The sequence below is a fragment of the Pseudomonas sp. SWI44 genome, from assembly GCF_002947915.1.
GTDB lineage: Bacteria > Pseudomonadota > Gammaproteobacteria > Pseudomonadales > Pseudomonadaceae > Aquipseudomonas > Aquipseudomonas taiwanensis.
Genome location: NZ_CP026674.1, coordinates 700,528 through 718,659, shown reverse-complemented (window position 1 = coordinate 718,659; position 18,132 = coordinate 700,528). Strand labels below are relative to the sequence as shown.

15 protein-coding genes are annotated in these 18,132 nt (G+C 62.0%); 11 read left to right on the top strand and 4 right to left on the bottom strand.

Annotated features, from left to right (window positions below; genetic code table 11):
* Nucleotides 1–85: 85 nt before the first annotated feature.
* On the top strand, nt 86–2,014 hold the full coding sequence (locus C4Q26_RS03625; protein ID WP_023379569.1) for an ATP-binding cassette domain-containing protein: 1,929 nt from the start codon (nt 86–88) through the stop codon (nt 2,012–2,014).
* A gap of 52 nt (nt 2,015–2,066) precedes the next feature.
* Here C4Q26_RS03625 and C4Q26_RS03620 read toward each other — a convergent pair whose 3' ends face one another.
* Nucleotides 2,067–2,507 carry a universal stress protein gene (locus C4Q26_RS03620; RefSeq protein WP_023379570.1) on the bottom strand — a complete coding sequence of 147 codons (441 nt, stop codon included), beginning with the start codon at nt 2,505–2,507 and terminating at the stop codon, nt 2,067–2,069.
* Nucleotides 2,508–2,615: 108 nt separating this feature from the next.
* Between C4Q26_RS03620 and C4Q26_RS03615 the strand changes: the two genes are divergently transcribed.
* The 7 genes from C4Q26_RS03615 (at nt 2,616) to C4Q26_RS03585 (ending at nt 11,047) form a co-directional block, all read left to right on the top strand.
* Entirely contained in the window at nt 2,616–3,053 is a 438-nt protein-coding gene (locus tag C4Q26_RS03615) for a hypothetical protein (RefSeq protein ID WP_023379571.1), read from the top strand.
* Nucleotides 3,054–3,746: 693 nt separating this feature from the next.
* Nucleotides 3,747–5,894 carry a fatty acid oxidation complex subunit alpha FadB gene (fadB, locus tag C4Q26_RS03610; protein ID WP_023379572.1) on the top strand — a complete coding sequence of 716 codons (2,148 nt, stop codon included), beginning with the start codon at nt 3,747–3,749 and terminating at the stop codon, nt 5,892–5,894.
* A gap of 46 nt (nt 5,895–5,940) precedes the next feature.
* Nucleotides 5,941–7,116 carry an acetyl-CoA C-acyltransferase FadA gene (gene fadA, locus C4Q26_RS03605; protein WP_023379573.1) on the top strand — a complete coding sequence of 392 codons (1,176 nt, stop codon included), beginning with the start codon at nt 5,941–5,943 and terminating at the stop codon, nt 7,114–7,116.
* Nucleotides 7,117–7,196: 80 nt separating this feature from the next.
* Nucleotides 7,197–7,448, top strand: coding sequence for a DUF1653 domain-containing protein (locus tag C4Q26_RS03600; protein WP_023379574.1), 252 nt, complete (start codon nt 7,197–7,199; stop codon nt 7,446–7,448).
* Between the two features lie 100 nt (nt 7,449–7,548).
* Nucleotides 7,549–10,158 carry a type I DNA topoisomerase gene (gene topA / locus C4Q26_RS03595; RefSeq protein ID WP_027906767.1) on the top strand — a complete coding sequence of 870 codons (2,610 nt, stop codon included), beginning with the start codon at nt 7,549–7,551 and terminating at the stop codon, nt 10,156–10,158.
* Between the two features lie 89 nt (nt 10,159–10,247).
* Nucleotides 10,248–10,763 (top strand): DUF6586 family protein, encoded by a 516-nt coding sequence (locus C4Q26_RS03590; protein ID WP_023379576.1) that lies wholly within the window; start codon nt 10,248–10,250, stop codon nt 10,761–10,763.
* A 50-nt stretch (nt 10,764–10,813) separates the two neighbouring features.
* Nucleotides 10,814–11,047, top strand: a complete 234-nt coding sequence (locus C4Q26_RS03585) for a hypothetical protein (RefSeq protein WP_004376430.1) — start codon at nt 10,814–10,816, stop codon at nt 11,045–11,047.
* A 40-nt stretch (nt 11,048–11,087) separates the two neighbouring features.
* Here C4Q26_RS03585 and sulA read toward each other — a convergent pair whose 3' ends face one another.
* Both sulA and lexA read right to left on the bottom strand, forming a co-directional pair.
* Entirely contained in the window at nt 11,088–11,564 is a 477-nt protein-coding gene (sulA, locus tag C4Q26_RS03580; protein ID WP_023379577.1) for an SOS-induced cell division inhibitor SulA, read from the bottom strand.
* Nucleotides 11,565–11,577: 13 nt separating this feature from the next.
* Nucleotides 11,578–12,186: a transcriptional repressor LexA gene (lexA, locus tag C4Q26_RS03575; RefSeq protein ID WP_023379578.1), complete on the bottom strand. Its 609-nt coding sequence runs from the start codon at nt 12,184–12,186 to the stop codon at nt 11,578–11,580.
* Between the two features lie 243 nt (nt 12,187–12,429).
* Here lexA and C4Q26_RS03570 point away from each other — a divergent pair, with 243 nt between their 5' ends.
* From C4Q26_RS03570 to nagZ, 3 genes are read left to right on the top strand one after another with little or no spacing between them, the layout of a single operon-like run.
* Nucleotides 12,430–13,131: a TetR/AcrR family transcriptional regulator gene (locus tag C4Q26_RS03570; RefSeq protein ID WP_023379579.1), complete on the top strand. Its 702-nt coding sequence runs from the start codon at nt 12,430–12,432 to the stop codon at nt 13,129–13,131.
* A 40-nt stretch (nt 13,132–13,171) separates the two neighbouring features.
* A complete protein-coding gene (locus tag C4Q26_RS03565) occupies nt 13,172–13,696 on the top strand; it encodes a L,D-transpeptidase (protein ID WP_104882783.1) in 525 nt (174 codons plus the stop codon).
* Nucleotides 13,697–13,718: 22 nt separating this feature from the next.
* The gene (gene nagZ, locus C4Q26_RS03560; RefSeq protein WP_177429855.1) at nt 13,719–14,717 is read left to right on the top strand and encodes a beta-N-acetylhexosaminidase; all 999 of its coding nucleotides are present in this window, start codon (nt 13,719–13,721) and stop codon (nt 14,715–14,717) included.
* 87 nt (nt 14,718–14,804) lie between these two features.
* Here the strand turns inward: nagZ and C4Q26_RS03555 are convergent, their stop codons facing one another.
* A complete protein-coding gene (locus tag C4Q26_RS03555) occupies nt 14,805–18,131 on the bottom strand; it encodes a DEAD/DEAH box helicase (RefSeq protein WP_104882782.1) in 3,327 nt (1,108 codons plus the stop codon).
* Nucleotide 18,132 lies beyond the last annotated feature (1 nt).

Sequence of the window (18,132 nt, the reverse complement as noted above, 5' to 3'; positions counted from 1 at the left end):
GTCGCCAGGCCCTGGCAGGATGGCCAACTTAATGCCGGAAGGGGCCAAGTCAGGTAGAATGCGCGCCCGCTTTCTGGAGACGAACATGACCCTGCTCAAATTCAGCGATGTGTCCCTCGCATTCGGCGCCATGCCGCTGCTGGACAAAGTGTCCTGGCAGATCGCCCGTGGCGAGCGGGTGTGCATCATCGGCCGCAACGGCACCGGCAAGTCGAGCATGCTGCGCCTGGTAAAGGGTGAGCAGAAGGGCGATGACGGCGAAATCTGGCGTGCCCCCGGCCTGAAGATTGGTGAGCTGCCTCAGGAGCTGCCCGTAGCCGACGAGCGCAGCGTGTTCGACGTGGTGGCCGAAGGCCTTGATGGCGTGGGCGCGTTGCTGGCCGAATATCATCACCTGAGCCAGAACATTCAGGGTGATGAAGATCTGGAAAAACTCATGCATGTCCAGCACGAACTGGAGGCGCGCGATGGCTGGCGCCTGCAGCAGGTGGTGGAAAGCACCCTGAGCCGCCTGCAATTGCCGGCCGACAAGACCCTGGCCGAGCTGTCAGGCGGCTGGCGCCGTCGTGTGCTGCTGGCCCAGGCGTTGGTGTCCGAGCCCGACCTGCTGTTGCTGGACGAGCCTACCAACCACCTGGACATCGGCGCCATCGCCTGGCTCGAAGAAGCCCTGAGCGGCTTCAACGGTGCCGTGTTGTTCATTACCCACGACCGTTCGTTCCTGCAGAACCTGGCGACGCGCATCCTCGAGCTCGACCGTGGCGGCCTGATTGACTGGAATGGCGATTACGCCAGCTTCCTGGTGCACAAAGAAGCGGCCCTGGCCGCGGAAGAAACCGCCAACGCGCTGTTCGACAAGCGTCTGGCCCAGGAAGAGGTATGGATTCGCCAGGGCATCAAGGCCCGTCGTACTCGCAACGAAGGTCGTGTGCGTGCGCTCAAGGCATTGCGTGTGGAACGTAGTGAGCGCCGCGAGCGTCAGGGCAAGGCCAACATCCAGATCGAGGCGGCGGAGAAGTCCGGCAAGCAGGTCATGGTGCTGGAGAATGTCAGCTTCGCACACCCTGAGGGGCCGATGCTGGTGAAGGACTTCTCTATGGTCCTGCAGCGCGAAGACCGTATTGGCCTGTTGGGCGCCAACGGTACAGGCAAGACCACGCTGCTGAAGCTGATGCTCGGCGATCTTGAGCCGACCTCCGGCAAGGTAGAGCGTGGTACCAAGCTCGAAGTGGCCTATTTCGACCAGATGCGCCACCAGCTCGACCTGGAAAAGACCGTGATCGACAACCTGGCCGAAGGCCGGGACTTCATCGACATCGACGGGCAGAGCCGCCATGTGCTGAGCTACCTGGGCGACTTCCTGTTCAGCCCGCAGCGCGCGCGTACCCCGGTCAAGGCGCTGTCCGGCGGCGAGCGTGCGCGACTGCTGCTGGCCAAGCTGTTCAGCAAGCCTGCCAACCTGTTGGTCCTCGACGAGCCGACCAACGACCTGGATGTCGAGACGCTGGAGCTGCTGGAGGAAGTACTGTCCAACTACAAGGGCACGGTACTGATGGTCAGCCACGACCGGGCTTTCCTCGACAACGTGGTGACCAGCACTCTGGTGTTCGAGGGGGAGGGCAAGGTCCGCGAGTACGTCGGTGGCTATGAAGACTGGATTCGCCAGGGTGGCTCGCCGAAGTTGCTGGGTGTGACCGAAAGCAAGGGCGGCAAGTCGGAGCTCAACAGCGCGGTGGTGGAAAAGCCTGTCGTCGAGGCGGCGCCGGCCCCTGCAGCCGCGGCCGTTGATGCGTCGAAGAAAAAGCTCAGCTACAAGTTGCAGCGCGAGCTGGAGGCGTTGCCGGGGCAGATCGACGAGCTGGAGCAGCGCATGGCGGTGGTTCAGGAAGAGGTCAATGCACCTGGCTTCTACCAGCGCCCTATCGGTGAAACCTCGGCTGTGCTGGCGAAGCTGGAGAAGCTGCAGGCTGAGCTGGATACCTTGGTAGAGCGCTGGGCCGAGCTGGAAGGTTGATCCGACGGGCCCTATCGCCGGCACGCCGACGATAGGGCCCGTGCGGGTTGGATCATTCCTTCTTCTGCAACCGCACCGCCAAGACATCGCAAGGGGCGCCATGCAACACGTCATTGGCGGTAGAGCCCAGCAGCAATGCCAGCCCGTGGCGGCCATGGCTGCCGACCACGATCAGGTCGCAATGTTGTTCCTTGGCCAACTGGTGGATTTCCTGGCGCGGCTGGCCGTAGGTCAGGTGCGAATCGCCACGATTGATGTCCGGGTACTTGTTGAACAGTCGGTCCATGCGCTCCTTGGCCTGGTCGAACTGCTGCTGCTGCAGCTGAGACAGGTCCATGGGCACATCACCGCCGAATGCCATGGCCATCGGCTCGACGATATGCACCAGAGAGACCTTGGCGCCTGTAGGCTCTGCGAGCTTCATGGCGCGCTTGATCACCGGGTCGCATTCTTCGGTCAGGTCGACGGCAACCAGAAGATGTTCGTAGGACATGAGCTGTACTCCTGACAATCGCGATATTGGAAGTATGGTCGCTTTGGGGCAGGTCTTCCGTGAAACTTGAGTAACCCGCTCATTTGCAACGCTTTATGGAATCTAGATATGACGGTATGGCTGGTGGTGTCAATCCTTGCCCTGATTCTCAGTCCGCTTTCCTGGCTGCGTCTTTCACGCAAGCAGGGAGAACAGATGAGTCTGCGCCTGGAGGCTCGGCGCATGGGGCTGGCCATGCAGTTGGCGCCGCAGCAGTGGCCGCACTGGCTGGAAAAAGAGCCGCCTAGTCCGTGTCCTCAGTACCATCGGGCCCGCCGCAAAGGGCACGAAGATAGCTGGTGCTACTGGCAGGTCAGTCCCGGCGTATGGTGGAACCAGTGGCGTGAAGTGTGCGAGGAACCCCGCCTGAACGAGGTGTTCGCGCGTCTGCCTGGGACCGTCTACAAGGTCGAGGCTGACAAACGCATGATTGCGCTGTACTGGAGCGAGCGCGGTGATAAATCTGTGTTGCAGGATATTGCTCACGCCTTTGAAACCCTCGCTTGATCACGCGTTAACGACAAAGCGGCAACATGGCAACGCCCCCAGGAGGGTAGGTGCCAGGTTGCCGCTTTGTCGTTTCTGCAGTGCAGAAAAGGCCAGGCAGGCCGGGAATTTCTTGGAGCCACTGGCAGTGTAGAGGGTTATTGAGAGAATGCCTGGATTTTTTTGTGGGATGTGCGCAGGGGCGCGGTAGGTGGCTGGCGATGATTATTCGGGGCCTGTTCGATCGCCCGCAGCCCGCGCGGCGCATCGCGAGCAAGGCTCGCTCCTACAGATCATCGATTTCCTACCCACAGGAATAACTAGCCCGAAACAGACGTGGGGGCGAGCCTTGCTCGCGATCTACGCTTCACCGAACATCTCAAGGCCAACACCTTCGCCCCCCCTGAATGGTCAATCGCTGACATGAATGATCAGCGATCACTGTCATCATGTATCGAACCCTGCCGTTGCAAAATGACTGGAAAGTCGCGTTTTCATGGTCTTCGCGAGCATTTGACAACGCCGATCTTTTCGGAGAATGTGTGCATACCCAAATCAAACGGGCGTATGAATTGAGCGTTTGTATGTCACAACGCTCACTCAGAACCCCGACTCGCGCGCTAACGGGTGTGCCTGGGGCAAGGGCAGCATGGCCAGCTCTGCCGCCAGCGTTCGGTGCGTACAGTTCAGCTTCCATATCGTGGAGATCAGTTGATGATTTACGAAGGTAAAGCCATCACGGTTAAGGCTCTTGAAAGCGGCATCGTCGAACTGAAGTTCGACCTCAAGGGTGAGTCCGTCAACAAGTTCAATCGCCTGACCCTGGACGAGCTGCGCCAGGCCGTCGACGCCATCAAGGCCGACGCCTCGGTGAAAGGCGTGATCGTCAGCAGTGGCAAGGACGTGTTCATCGTCGGCGCCGACATCACCGAATTCGTCGAGAACTTCAAGCTGCCCGAGGCCGAACTGGTTGCCGGCAACCTGGAAGCCAACCGCATCTTCAATGCCTTCGAAGACCTCGAAGTACCGACGGTCGCGGCCATCAACGGCATCGCCCTGGGTGGCGGCCTGGAAATGTGCCTGGCGGCCGATTACCGCATCATGTCCTCCAGCGCCAAGATCGGTCTGCCAGAGGTCAAGCTGGGTATCTATCCTGGCTTCGGTGGTACCGTGCGCCTGCCGCGCCTGATCGGCTCCGACAACGCCATCGAGTGGATTGCCTCGGGCAAGGAAAACCGTGCCGATGACGCGCTGAAAGTCGGTGCGGTCGATGCCGTGGTCGCCCCTGAACTGCTGCAGGCCGGGGCCCTGGACCTGATCAAGCGCGCCATCAGCGGCGAGCTGGACTACAAGGCCAAGCGCCAACCGAAGCTCGAGAAGCTCAAGCTCAATGCCATCGAGCAGATGATGGCCTTCGAAACCGCCAAAGGCTTCGTGGCCGGGCAGGCCGGCCCGAACTATCCGGCTCCGGTCGAAGCCATCAAGACCATCCAGAAAGCCGCCAACTTCGGCCGCGACAAAGCGCTGGAAGTCGAGGCCGCAGGTTTCGCCAAGCTGGCCCGTACCTCGGTCGCCGAAAGCCTGGTCGGCCTGTTCTTGAACGATCAGGAGCTCAAGCGCAAGGCCAAGGCCCATGATGAAATCGCCCACGACGTGAAGCAGGCTGCCGTGCTCGGCGCCGGCATCATGGGGGGTGGTATCGCTTATCAGTCGGCGGTCAAAGGTACCCCGATCCTGATGAAGGATATTCGCGAGGAAGCCATCCAGCTGGGCCTGAACGAGGCTTCCAAGCTGCTCGGCAAGCGTGTCGAGAAAGGCCGCCTGACCCCGGCGAAAATGGCGGAGGCGCTCAACGCCATTCGTCCGACGCTGTCCTACGGCGACTTCGCCAACGTCGACATCGTGGTCGAAGCCGTTGTCGAGAACCCGAAGGTCAAGCAGGCTGTATTGGCCGAAGTCGAAAGCCAGGTGAAGGAAGATGCGATCCTCGCCTCCAACACCTCGACCATCTCCATCAACTTGTTGGCCAAGGCCCTCAAGCGTCCAGAGAACTTCGTCGGCATGCACTTTTTCAACCCGGTGCACATGATGCCGCTGGTGGAAGTGATTCGTGGCGAGAAATCCAGCGATGTAGCGGTCGCCACCACCGTGGCGTACGCCAAGAAGATGGGCAAGAACCCGATCGTGGTCAACGACTGCCCCGGCTTCCTGGTCAATCGCGTGCTGTTCCCGTATTTCGGCGGCTTCGCCAAGCTGGTCAGCGCCGGTGTCGACTTCGTGCGCATCGACAAGGTCATGGAGAAGTTCGGCTGGCCCATGGGGCCGGCGTACCTGATGGACGTCGTCGGCATCGACACCGGCCACCACGGCCGTGACGTAATGGCCGAAGGCTTCCCGGACCGCATGAAAGATGACCGTCGCTCGGCCGTCGATGCGCTCTACGAGGCCAACCGTCTCGGCCAGAAGAACGGCAAGGGCTTCTACGCCTACGAAACCGACAAGCGCGGCAAACCGAAGAAAGTGGCCGACAGCAGCGTGCTCGACGTCCTCAAGCCGATCGTGTTCGAAGCGCGTGAAGTCAGCGACGAAGACATCATCAACTGGATGATGATCCCGCTGTGCCTCGAAACCGTGCGCTGCCTGGAAGATGGCATCGTCGAAACCGCCGCCGAAGCCGACATGGGCCTGGTCTATGGCATTGGCTTCCCTCCCTTCCGTGGTGGTGCGCTGCGTTACATCGATTCGATCGGGGTGGCCGAGTTCGTTGCCCTGGCTGACCAATATGCCGACCTCGGACCGCTGTACCACCCGACCGCGAAGCTGCGCGAGATGGCCAAGAATGGCCAGCGCTTCTTCAACTGAGCGGCCCCACAGCGCCTGAGAGCAAGAGTAGAGCGAGAGTATTGATATGAGCCTCAATCCAAGAGACGTGGTGATTGTCGACTTCGGTCGCACCCCGATGGGCCGCTCCAAGGGTGGCATGCACCGCAACACCCGTGCCGAAGACATGTCTGCGCACCTGATCAGCAAGCTGCTGGAGCGTAATGACAAGGTCGACCCGAAAGAAGTCGAGGACGTGATCTGGGGCTGCGTCAACCAGACCCTGGAGCAGGGCTGGAACATCGCCCGCATGGCGTCGCTGATGACCCAGATCCCGCACACTTCCGCAGCCCAGACCGTCAGCCGGCTGTGCGGTTCGTCGATGAGCGCACTGCACACCGCCGCCCAGGCGATCATGACCGGCAACGGTGACGTGTTCGTGGTCGGTGGCGTCGAGCACATGGGCCACGTCAGCATGATGCACGGCGTCGACCCGAACCCGCACATGTCGCTGTATGCCGCCAAGGCTTCAGGCATGATGGGCCTGACCGCTGAAATGCTCGGCAAGATGCACGGCATCAGCCGTGAGCAACAGGACCTGTTTGGCCTGCGCTCGCACCAGCTCGCCCACAAGGCGACGGTCGAGGGCAAGTTCAAGGATGAGATCATCCCGATGCAGGGCTATGACGAGAACGGCTTCCTGAAGGTCTTCGACTTCGACGAGACCATCCGCCCGGAAACCACCCTCGAAGGCCTGGCGTCGCTCAAGCCGGCGTTCAACCCCAAAGGGGGTACCGTCACCGCCGGTACGTCGTCGCAGATCACCGATGGTGCCTCGTGCATGATCGTCATGTCTGGCCAGCGTGCCATGGACCTGGGCATCCAGCCATTGGCGGTCATCCGCTCCATGGCGGTGGCCGGTGTCGACCCAGCGATCATGGGCTACGGTCCGGTGCCGTCGACCCAGAAAGCCCTCAAGCGTGCTGGCCTGACCATGGCCGACATCGACTTCATCGAGCTCAACGAAGCCTTCGCCGCACAGGCCCTGCCAGTGCTGAAAGATTTGAAAGTGCTCGACAAGATGGATGAGAAGGTTAACCTGCACGGCGGCGCCATCGCTTTGGGCCACCCGTTCGGTTGCTCTGGGGCGCGAATTTCCGGCACCCTGCTCAACGTCATGAAGCAGAATGGCGGTACCCTCGGTGTAGCCACCATGTGCGTCGGCCTGGGTCAAGGCATCACCACTGTCTTCGAGCGCGTCTGATCGCGTTGCAAGTCAGCAGCCGGGGCCCAGTGCCCCGGTTTTTGTTTTTTTACAGATTTTGTTTCAAGAGGGTGAGTGACATGCAGATACAACCAGGCGTGTATCGTCATTACAAAGGGCCTGAGTACCGTGTCTTCGCCGCTGCCCAGCACTCCGAGACCGAAGAATGGGTGGTGTTCTACCAGGCGCTGTACGGCGAATTCGGGCTGTGGGTACGGCCACTTTCGATGTTCCTCGAATCAGTCGAGGTTGACGGCGAGCAGGTGCCACGCTTTGCTTTGGTCAAGGCCGAAGAGGGGCTGTCCGGGCACTTGGCCGGGCCAGGCGAGTGATCGACCGCGCTTGACCTCACTCTTTTGCCACTATATATAGCGGTGCCGCGTCTGGCACCTGACGCGTTTTTAATCTTCAGATTCAGGAATACTCCGATCCATGGGCAAATCGCTGGTCATTGTGGAATCCCCGGCCAAGGCCAAGACCATCAACAAGTACCTGGGCAACCAGTACGTGGTGAAGTCGAGTATCGGCCATATCCGAGACCTCCCCACCAGCGGTTCGGCCAGCGCCAGCAAAGAGCCGGCCGCCAAGCGCGGCAAGACTGCGGGTGAGGCTCCGGCCCTGTCGCCCAAGGAAAAGGCGCGGCGCCAGCTGGTGGCACGCATGGGCGTCGACCCAGAACACGGCTGGAAGGCCAAGTACGAGATCCTGCCTGGCAAGGAGAAGGTGATCGACGAACTGCGCCGCCTGGCCAAGGATGCCGACACCATCTATCTCGCAACCGACTTGGATCGCGAAGGGGAGGCCATTGCCTGGCATCTGCGCGAAGCCATTGGTGGGGACGACAGCCGCTACAAGCGCGTGGTGTTCAACGAAATCACCAAGAAGGCCATCCAGGATGCCTTCTCCCAGCCGGGCGAACTCGACATCGACCGCGTTAATGCCCAGCAGGCGCGGCGCTTCCTCGACCGGGTGGTTGGCTACATGGTTTCGCCATTGCTGTGGGCCAAGATCGCCCGCGGCCTGTCCGCTGGACGGGTGCAGTCGGTGGCGGTGAAGCTGGTGGTCGAGCGCGAGCGCGAAATCCGGGCTTTCATCCCCGAGGAATACTGGGAAGTCCACGCTGACCTGGGCACCGCCAAGAACGCCAAGGTGCGCTTCGAAGTGGCTCGCGAGAACGGCGAAGCCTTCAAGCCGCTCAATGAAGCCCAGGCCATGGCCGCACTGGAGAAGCTCAAGGCTTCCAGCTACAGCGTGGTCAAGCGCGAAGACCGGCCGACCAGTAGCAAGCCGTCGGCACCGTTCATTACCTCCACCTTGCAGCAGGCTGCGAGCAATCGCCTGGGCTTCGGGGTGAAGAAGACCATGATGATGGCCCAGCGTCTGTACGAAGCGGGTTACATCACCTACATGCGTACCGACTCGACCAACCTGTCGGCCGACGCCCTGGACATGGCGCGCAGCTACATCGAGCGTGAGTTCGGCAAGCAGTACCTGCCGGAAGCTGCGCTGGTGTACGGCAGCAAGGAGGGCGCTCAGGAAGCGCACGAAGCGATTCGTCCTTCTGACGTCAATACCCATCCGACCAAGCTCAGCGGCATGGAACGCGATGCCGAGCGCTTGTACGAGCTGATCTGGCGTCAGTTCCTGGCCTGCCAGATGCCGCCGGCGCAATACCTGTCCACCAGCGTCACGGTCGCTGCTGGCGACTTCGAGCTGCGTGCCAAGGGCCGTATCCTGAAGTTCGACGGTTATACCCGTGTGCTGCCACAGCAGAGCAAGCCAGGCGAAGACGATGTGCTGCCGGAAATGGCCCAGGGTGAGGCGTTGAAGCTGATCCAACTCGACCCGAGCCAGCATTTCACCAAGCCACCGGCGCGCTTCACCGAGGCCAGCCTGGTCAAGGAAATGGAAAAACGTGGGATCGGTCGTCCGTCCACCTATGCGGCGATCATCTCCACCATCCAGGACCGTGGCTATGTGACCCTGCACAACCGCCGCTTCTATTCCGAGAAGATGGGTGACATCGTCACCGAACGCCTCTCCGAGAGTTTCTCCAATCTGATGGATTACGGCTTCACCGCCGACATGGAAGAGAACCTCGACGACGTGGCCCAGGGCGAGCGTGACTGGAAGAACGTGCTGGACGAGTTCTACGGCGACTTCAGCAAGAAACTGCTGACGGCCGAGTCGGCAGAGAACGGCATGCGTGCCAACCAGCCGACCATGACCAACATTCCGTGCAAGGAATGCGGGCGGCCGATGATGATCCGTACCGCTTCGACCGGCGTGTTCCTGGGTTGCTCGGGATACAGCCTGCCGCCCAAAGAGCGCTGCAAGGCCACCGTGAACCTGGTGCCGGGTGACGAGATTGCTGCAGACGACGAGGGCGAGTCGGAATCCCGCGTGCTGCGTGGCAAGCACCGTTGCCCGATCTGCGCGACGGCGATGGATGCCTACCTGCTGGACGAAAAGCACAAGCTGCATATCTGCGGTAACAACCCGGACTGTGCGGGCTACGAGATCGAGGAAGGCAACTATCGGATCAAGGGCTACGAAGGGCCGAGCCTGGAGTGCGACAAGTGCGGTAGCGAGATGCAGCTCAAGACAGGCCGTTTCGGCAAGTTCTTCGGTTGCACCAATCCTTCGTGCAAGAACACCCGCAAGCTGCTCAAGAGCGGCGAAGCGGCGCCACCGAAAATGGATAAGGTGGACATGCCGGAGCTCAAGTGCGAGAAGGTCGACGATACCTACGTGCTGCGCGACGGCGCTTCTGGGCTGTTCCTGGCCGCCAGCCAGTTCCCCAAGAACCGCGAAACCCGGGCCCCGCTGGTGATGGAGATCGTTCCACACAAGCACGAGATCGACCCTAAGTACCACTTCCTCTGCGATGCGCCGCAGAAGGACCCTGAAGGCCGTCCAGCGGTGATTCGCTACAGCCGCAAGACCAAGGAGCAATACGTGCAGTCCGAGGTCGATGGCAAGCCGACCGGCTGGAAGGCGTTTTACGACGGGAGTACCTGGAAAGTCGAAGACAAGCGCTGATTCCTCGGTGCTGTAATTGGGGCCGCTTTGCGGCCCTGATCATTTATGATGCAGTAATATGCCTTGCAGCCTATGGGAGGGCACTCGAAATGGCCCAGGAACTCTACACCCGCACCAACCAGAAACTGTTCTTCGCCGGCCTCGCCCTCGAATCGATGGCCAAGGCCGAACAGAGCCAGGCCATGAATGCCCAGGGCCTGGTCCAGGCTGAACGCGAGGCAGCGTTGTTTCACCTCAATGGCGCGCTGCTGGGACTGTGTCACGAGATCGGCGGCTTCTACCGGCTGCCGGTAGTGGCTTCGGTCGAGCAGGCGCTCGCCGACGATGCGCTGAACGACATCGCCATCCCTGAAGTGGCTGAAATGCTCGAACTGGTGCGCCAGCGGGAAACCTGGCTGGCGCAACTGGTCAGTGCTTATGCCGATTTGTTCCGACCGCCGGTCGCGAAGAAAACCCCTAAAACCGACGTCACCCAACCGCTGATCCAGGCTGTCAATCTCGACGAACCCGAGCAACCTGCGCTGTCGAGAGCAACCCTGGAAAGCTGGAGGAACAACCTTAAGGACTTGGTGAGACGGTTCCGTGACGCGTTGAGTGAGTGCTGATCACTGATTCGACTGGTACAATGCTGGCCTTTCGAGGAGAACAGCCCTATATGTCAACGTCCTTTCTAGAAATTGTCGAGTTGCCTGATGGCCGGATCGAACTGCGTCGTGCCGAGGACGAAGGCTCTCTGGTAACCCTGGATTTCTCGGAGGACGCCAAGGCGTTCTTGCAGGGGCAGCACGTCGAAGTCGCCAAGGCAATGCTGAGCGTCGGCGTGCAAATGGCAGGTCGCCTCATGGATGGCGAACTCGAACGCGACGAAGGACCGCGCGTACTGCACTAAACGAAGAGTGTGGTGTGAGGTAACAGGCAAAGCCTGAACATCAGCCGAGGCGGATGTTCAGGCTTTGTGCGTTTCCGGCGTTGGCTGCGCGCACCAGTTGCTGGCGTGCGCTGGCGTTGATGTTCCCTAGCCAGCTCACTACGGTATGGCTAAGGCCAAGGCGCAGGGCTTCACAGGCCAGTTGCAGCGGGCTCTGGTTGCCGCGAGGGTGCAGCAGCAGAATGCGTTCGCGGTTGAGGCCTGCATCCCGCAGCCAGGCTTGTGTCAGGTTAGAGGGTGGGGCGATCAGGGTCAGCCAGCGGGCGTCGTCTTCTTCGCTCAGTTCGCGTAGCACAGGCGCCAGCAGGTTTTGGCAGTGTCCAACTGCGCCGCGCAGTGACAGTTCGCTAAACAGCTCGGGTTGGCTGTGCTTGCGCGCCGGCTCTTGTGCCTTCAAGCCAGGCAATACCGGCTGGGCGAGGAAAGCCTCGAACAGCGGGAGCTGAACTTGCTGTGGTGCATGGATGGACTGCTGCATGACGCCTCCTGGATCAGCGGCGAATGACGCCGACACTCAAGCCCTCGATAACCAGTTCCTGTTCTTTCAGGTCGACTTCGATGGGGGCGAATTCGGGGTTCTCGGCAATAAGCCAGACTTTGCTGCCTTCACGCTTGAAGCGCTTGACCGTTACTTCGTCACCGATGCGGGCGACGACGATCTGGCCGTTTCGGGCTTCACGGCAGGTATGGACGGCGAGCAGGTCGCCATCGAAAATGCCGATGTCCTTCATGCTCATGCCATGTACGCGCAGCAGGTAGTCGGCGCGTGGATGGAAGAAGGCCGGGTTGATGTTGCAGGATTGCTCGATATGCTGCTCGGCGAGAATCGGTGCGCCGGCCGCGACCCGGCCAATGATTGGCAGGCCGTTTTCTTCTGCCTTGGCTTCGAACCCAGGGACACGAATGCCGCGGGAGGCCCCAGGGGTCATTTCGATCGCGCCTTTACGGGCGAGGGCCTTGAGGTGTTCCTCGGCGGCGTTGGGCGACTTGAAGCCCAGCTCTTGAGCGATCTCCGCGCGCGTCGGCGGGAAGCCGTTGTCTTCGAGGCAACGTTTGATGAAGGCCAGAATTTCGGCTTGGCGTGACGTCAGTTTCAACATGGCGAGCGCTCTGTCTTTTTATACAGTGACTGGGATTATATACAGTGGCTGGCCCACTGCAAGCGTTGTGCACGCGGAAAAGGCTGGCAATGTGCTGCATGAGGCGCTGGGCGTGGCGGGCAGCGTGGCCTGCAGCGTGTAGGGCGAAGCTGTGTTTTAATGGCGACCGCACGGTCAGCGAGCCTTGACATAAACAGGCCTGAAACGTATGTTTCAAACACCTGTTTGTCTGGCGGAGTAGTCATGGCCCAATCGGAAACCGTTGAACGCATTCTCGATGCTGCCGAGCAGCTGTTCGCAGAGAGGGGATTCGCCGAAACCTCGCTGCGGCTGATCACCAGCAAGGCTGGCGTCAACCTGGCCGCGGTCAACTACCACTTCGGTTCCAAGAAGGCCCTGATCCAGGCGGTGTTCTCGCGCTTCCTGGGCCCGTTCTGCGCCAGCCTCGAGCGCGAGCTGGAGCGTCGCCAGGCCCGGCCTGAACAGAAACCCTCGCTCGAAGAACTGCTGGAGATGCTGGTGGAGCAGGCGCTTGCCGTGCAGCCGCGCAGCAACAACGACCTCTCTATCTTCATGCGCCTGCTGGGCCTGGCCTTCAGCCAGAGCCAGGGGCACCTGCGCCGCTACCTCGAGGACATGTATGGCAAGGTGTTCCGCCGCTACATGCTGCTGGTCAACGAGGCTGCACCGCGCATCCCGCCGCTGGAGCTATTCTGGCGTGTGCATTTCATGCTCGGTGCCGCGGCCTTCAGCATGTCGGGTATCAAGGCACTGCGGGCCATTGCCGAAACCGATTTCGGCATCAATACCTCGATCGAACAAGTCATGCGCCTGATGGTGCCGTTCCTGGCGGCCGGCATGCGTGCCGACAGTGGCGTCACCGACGAGGCCATGGCCAGCGCTCAGCTGCGTCCACGCAGCAAGAACGCCACCGCCAAGGCCTGAACACTGGGCGGGGCAGGGCGCTTCGGCTAAGCTAGCGCCCATGCCTGACCTCGACTTTCTGCACATTTCCCTGACCGACCAGCGCCTCTACGGCTTCGTCCGTGGGCAATTGCGGGTTCGTCTCGATGTTTCCACGGCACGTAACGGCGCGGGTGAGCGCAATGGCTCCGGCTGTACGCCGCGTGGCCTGCATCAAGTGCGTGCGAAGATCGGTGCGGGTTTGCCGCTCAATGCGGTGTTGAGCGGGCGACGCTGGACCGGTGAGGTCTGGACGCCAGCGCTGCACGAGCAGTGTCCTGGGCGTGACTGGATCCTGACCCGCATCTTGTGGCTCAGTGGATGCGAGCCTGGCTTCAACCGCCGGGGCGGTGTCGACACGTTTCGTCGCTACATTTACCTGCACGGGACGCCGGACATCGAACCCTTGCGCGTACCGTTGTCACATGGCTGCATACGCCTGCGCAACACGGATTTGTTTGACCTGTTCGACCGAGTGCCGGCCCATTGCCCGGTGCGTATCGAAGAGGCTGCCTGCCCCCAGTGGGCTTCTCTCAGTCTTCAATGAAGGATTCCTTATGACCGTCAGCCTGCAAGGCTCTCTGATGGTGGATATTGCCGGTAAATGGCTGACCGCCGAGGACCGACATCTCCTGCGCCAGCCCGAAGTGGCTGGCTTGATCATCTTTGCGCGCAATGTCGAAAACCCCCGTCAGGTGCGTGAATTGTGTGCGTCGATCCGCGCCATTCGTCCCGACCTGATCCTGGCGGTCGATCAGGAGGGCGGTCGCGTTCAACGCCTGCGTCAGGGGTTCGTGCGCTTGCCGGCCATGCGTGCGATTGCCGATAACGCCAATGCCGAGTACCTGGCCGAACAGTGCGGGTGGCTGATGGCCACCGAGGTCCTGTCGGTTGGCCTGGACCTCAGTTTCGCGCCGGTGCTCGACCTGGATCACCAGCGCAGCGCAGTGGTCGGCAGCCGCGCCTTCGAAGGTGACCCGCAACGCGCCACGCAATTGGCTGGTGCCTTCATCCGTGGCATGAATGCCGCAGGCATGGCGGCCTGTGGCAAGCACTTCCCTGGGCACGGCTGGGCCGAGGCCGACTCCCATGTGGCTATCCCCACCGACGAGCGTAGCCTCGAGCAATTGCGCCAGGCTGACTTGCTGCCATTCACCCGCTTGGGCAGCCAGCTTGCCGCCGTGATGCCTGCCCATGTGATCTACCCGCAGGTGGATAACCAGCCGGCCGGCTTCTCGCGCCGCTGGTTGCAAGACATCCTGCGCGGCGAGCTGGGCTTCCAGGGTGTGATCTTCAGTGACGACCTGTCCATGGCCGGCGCGCATGTGGTCGGGGATGCCGCCAACCGCATCGAAGCGGCACTGAGCGCCGGTTGCGACATGGGTCTGGTGTGCAATGACCGCGCGTCGGCTGAACTGGCGTTGTGTGCGGCGCAGCGGCTCAGGGTGAAGCCATCGCCACGGATCGCGCGGATGCGTGGGCAGGGCTTTGCCCGGACCGATTACCGCCAGCAGCCCCGTTGGCTGGAGGCACTCGGCGCACTGAAAGAGGCACAGCTGGTCGACTGAGGCGTCGCTTGCGACATCCCACGGTTTGCGCTATCGCTGTGGGAGCGGCCTCGTGTCGCGAAGGGGCTGCGTAGCGGCCCCAGAAGCTTAGCGCCCGCGTTTGCCTGGCAACGGTGCGAACAGCGCCTCGATCTCGTCATCCCCCAGGCGCCACTGCCCGGCCTGGCCGCCGTCGAGTAAGCCGGACGCAAGCGCCGCCTTCTCCTGCTGCAGTTGCTGGATCTTCTCTTCCACGGTACCCCGGGTGATCAGCTTGAATACGAACACCGGTTTGTCCTGGCCAATGCGGTAGGCGCGGTCGGTGGCCTGGTTCTCGCTGGCGGGGTTCCACCAAGGGTCATAGTGAATCACCGTGTCTGCGGCAGTTAGGTTAAGCCCTGTACCGCCGGCCTTCAGGCTGATCAGGAATACGTCGCTGTCACCGTCCTGGAACTGCTTGACCGGAGCGCGGCGATCTCGGGTATCGCCGGTCAGCAGGCTGTAGCGGATATCGCGTTTCGCAAGCTCCTGCTCGATCAGCGCCAGCATCGAGGTGAACTGCGAGAACAGCAGCACACGACGGCCTTCGCTCAGCAGTTCTTCGAGCATTTCCATCAAGGCGCCGAGTTTGCCTTTGTCGGCCTGGTTGGCCTTGGCCTCCACACCTTTGACCAGGCGCAAGTCACAGCACACCTGGCGCAGCTTGAGCAAGGCATCGAGGATCACGATCTGGCTGCGCGCCGCGCCGCTGCGGGCGATTTCCTCGCGGACCTTCTTGTCCATCGCCACCCGCACGGCTTCATAGGTGTCGCGCTGGGCGTCGCTGAGCTCGACCCAGTGGACCATCTCGGTCTTGGCGGGCAGCTCGGTGGCTACCTGCTCCTTGGTCCGGCGCAGCAGGAACGGGCGAACACGATTGGCCAGGTGGGTCATGCGCTCGCTGTCGCCCTGACGCTCGATCGGGGTGCGGTAGTCCTGGTTGAAACGCTTGAGGTCGCCCAGCCAGCCGGGCATCAAGAAGTGGAATAGCGACCATAGCTCGCCCAGGTTGTTTTCCATGGGCGTACCGGTCAGGCACAGGCGCTGGCTGGCTTGCAGCTCGCACACCGACTGGGCGGCCTTGCTGGTGCTGCTCTTGATGTTCTGTGCTTCGTCGAGCACCAGGACCGCCCAAGGTTGCCCGCGCAGGTGTTCCAGGTCGCGCGGCACCAGGGCGTAAGTGGTCAATACCAAGTCGTATTCATGCAGAGAGGCGAAGTGCTTGCTGCGTCCGGGGCCGTGAAGGGCCAGTACCCGCAGGCTGGGGGCGAAGCGCTGGGCCTCGTCGAGCCAGTTGGGCACCAGGCTGGTCGGCATCACCGCCAGGGCGGGGGAGGTCAGGCGCCCGGACTGTTTTTCCAGCAGCAGGTGGGCCAGGGTCTGTAGCGTCTTGCCCAGGCCCATGTCGTCACCCAGGATCCCGCCGGTACCCATATCGCGCAGGGCCTGCATCCAGTTCAGGCCCTGCTGCTGATAAGGACGCAAGGTGGCGTTGAGCTCGCGGGGCGGCGCGACTTGCAGGTCACGGGCATCGCGCAGGCGCCGGCCCAGGTCACGTACGTGTTCGCCGCCTTCCCAGTGCAGTGGCAGATCGGCGATGTCGTTCAGGCGTGCAGCGTCGGCGCGGTCCAGGCGCAGTGCCGGGCCGGCGGTGTCCTCGTGCAGGTACAGCTCACCCAAGGTGCCCATCACGGCCTTGATCCTGCCGTAGGGCAGGGCGACGCGCAGCGCCGGGCTGTCCAGCCGCCCTCGGTTGAGGTCGATCAGCAGGTGCTCGTCGTCGCTGCGGCGGGCCAGTTCGGCTGGGCGCAGCAGCTCAGGATTGCTGCGCAGCAGTTGCAGCACGATCGGCAACAGGCTGTGGCGCTGACCATCGACCACGATCCCCAGCTCCAGGTCGAACCACTCATGGCCTGGGGCTTCGTCGATGGTGGCGTACCAGTCGTCCACCTCGTGCAGGCTGAAGGCGAAATCGCGGTGGATGTCGATTTCCCAGCCCGCCTCGCGAAGGCGCGGCAGGCCATCGCGGGCAAAGCGCAGCCAGGCTTCGTCGTCCGGCAATTGCAGCATCTCGCCGGCACTGTCGGGCAGGGCTTTGCTCTGCCGGGTGGCGGCCTTGAAACCGAGGTCCCGCACGGTCTTGCGCAGGGCTTGCTCAGCCTGGGGCTGGCGGCGGATGCGTTGGCTGGTGGCGTCCACCAGGCGAGTCAGAGGCTTTTCGTCGCTGCCGCTGGCGCGCAGGCCGTCATAGTCGAACGACAGGGCTGCGCGGTGTTGCATCTGGCGCTGCATGCGACCGGTCTTGGGCATGTAGGCGCTGAATTCGAGGCTGCCGAGGGTCAGTCGACCGCGTGGTGAAATATCTTCGATCTGTTCGCTGCTGACAGCGGTGGGTGTTGGAACCTGGCGGTTCAGGGCATTCAGGCGATGGCTCAAGGGCACGACGAGGTGTTCGGGGACCGTGGGTGCACGGGCGAGCTGGCTGGCAATGAAGGGGTCAAGGTCGTGGTCGAGTATGCCGCAGCGGTGCGACTGCCGGTCCACGTAATACAGTGGCTCGATCGGAATTGCCTGAAGTTGCAGGTGCTCATCGTGGTACCAGGCGCCCCGGTAACTGCCGTTTTCCAGCCTTACCCAGCGAAATTCAGCGTGCAGCTTCGGGCCGCCAAGCAGTGGCGATGGGTCCTGCTCGTAAAGTAGGCGCCCAGTCGCCAGGGCGTAGCCGAACAGCTCTGCGCCCTGCTTGCCTTCCAGCTCGACCACCGGCGTCACGGACTGCGTGCGTGCATCGATCAGGCGCAACAAGCGGCCGTCGTCCTCGGTCACGTAGCGGGGGGTATAGTAGATCAGTTCAGGCAGCGACGTGATTCGGGCCAGCTTGAGCGTGTCGTCTGCCTGGCGGGTGCCTTTGAGCACTTCCATTCGGCATTGTTCGCGGTCTTTGTAGACCCGGTAATAGATGGCCGGCCCCTTGCGCGCCGGTGCCGGAGCACTCACCGGTTTGGCGGGGGTCTCCAGTGCCTGCACCCACTGGTTGAGATCAGGGGGCAGCGAGAGTGCGGCTTGTTCGCGGGTCATGGAGGGGGCGAGACCGCTGGCGCCGTCCTGTACGAGCAGCAAGGCGGCGACGCAGTGCTTGCAGTTCAGGCGCACCGGACAGCTGCAGCTGCCGAGAATACGCAGCTCTCCGGCATGCGCGAACAGCTTGATTATCTGGGTGTACGTTTGCCCTGACGAGCCTTTGCAGGTCGACTCGATGGACGTGGCATCCTGCGACAGAATGCGGGTTCGCTCCTGCGCGGCATATGCGCGACCGCGGCTCAGCGCGCCGGGATCGAAGTGATCGACCCAGTGCGGATAGGCCCTGAGCAATTCTTCTGCGTCACCCGCGTTCACA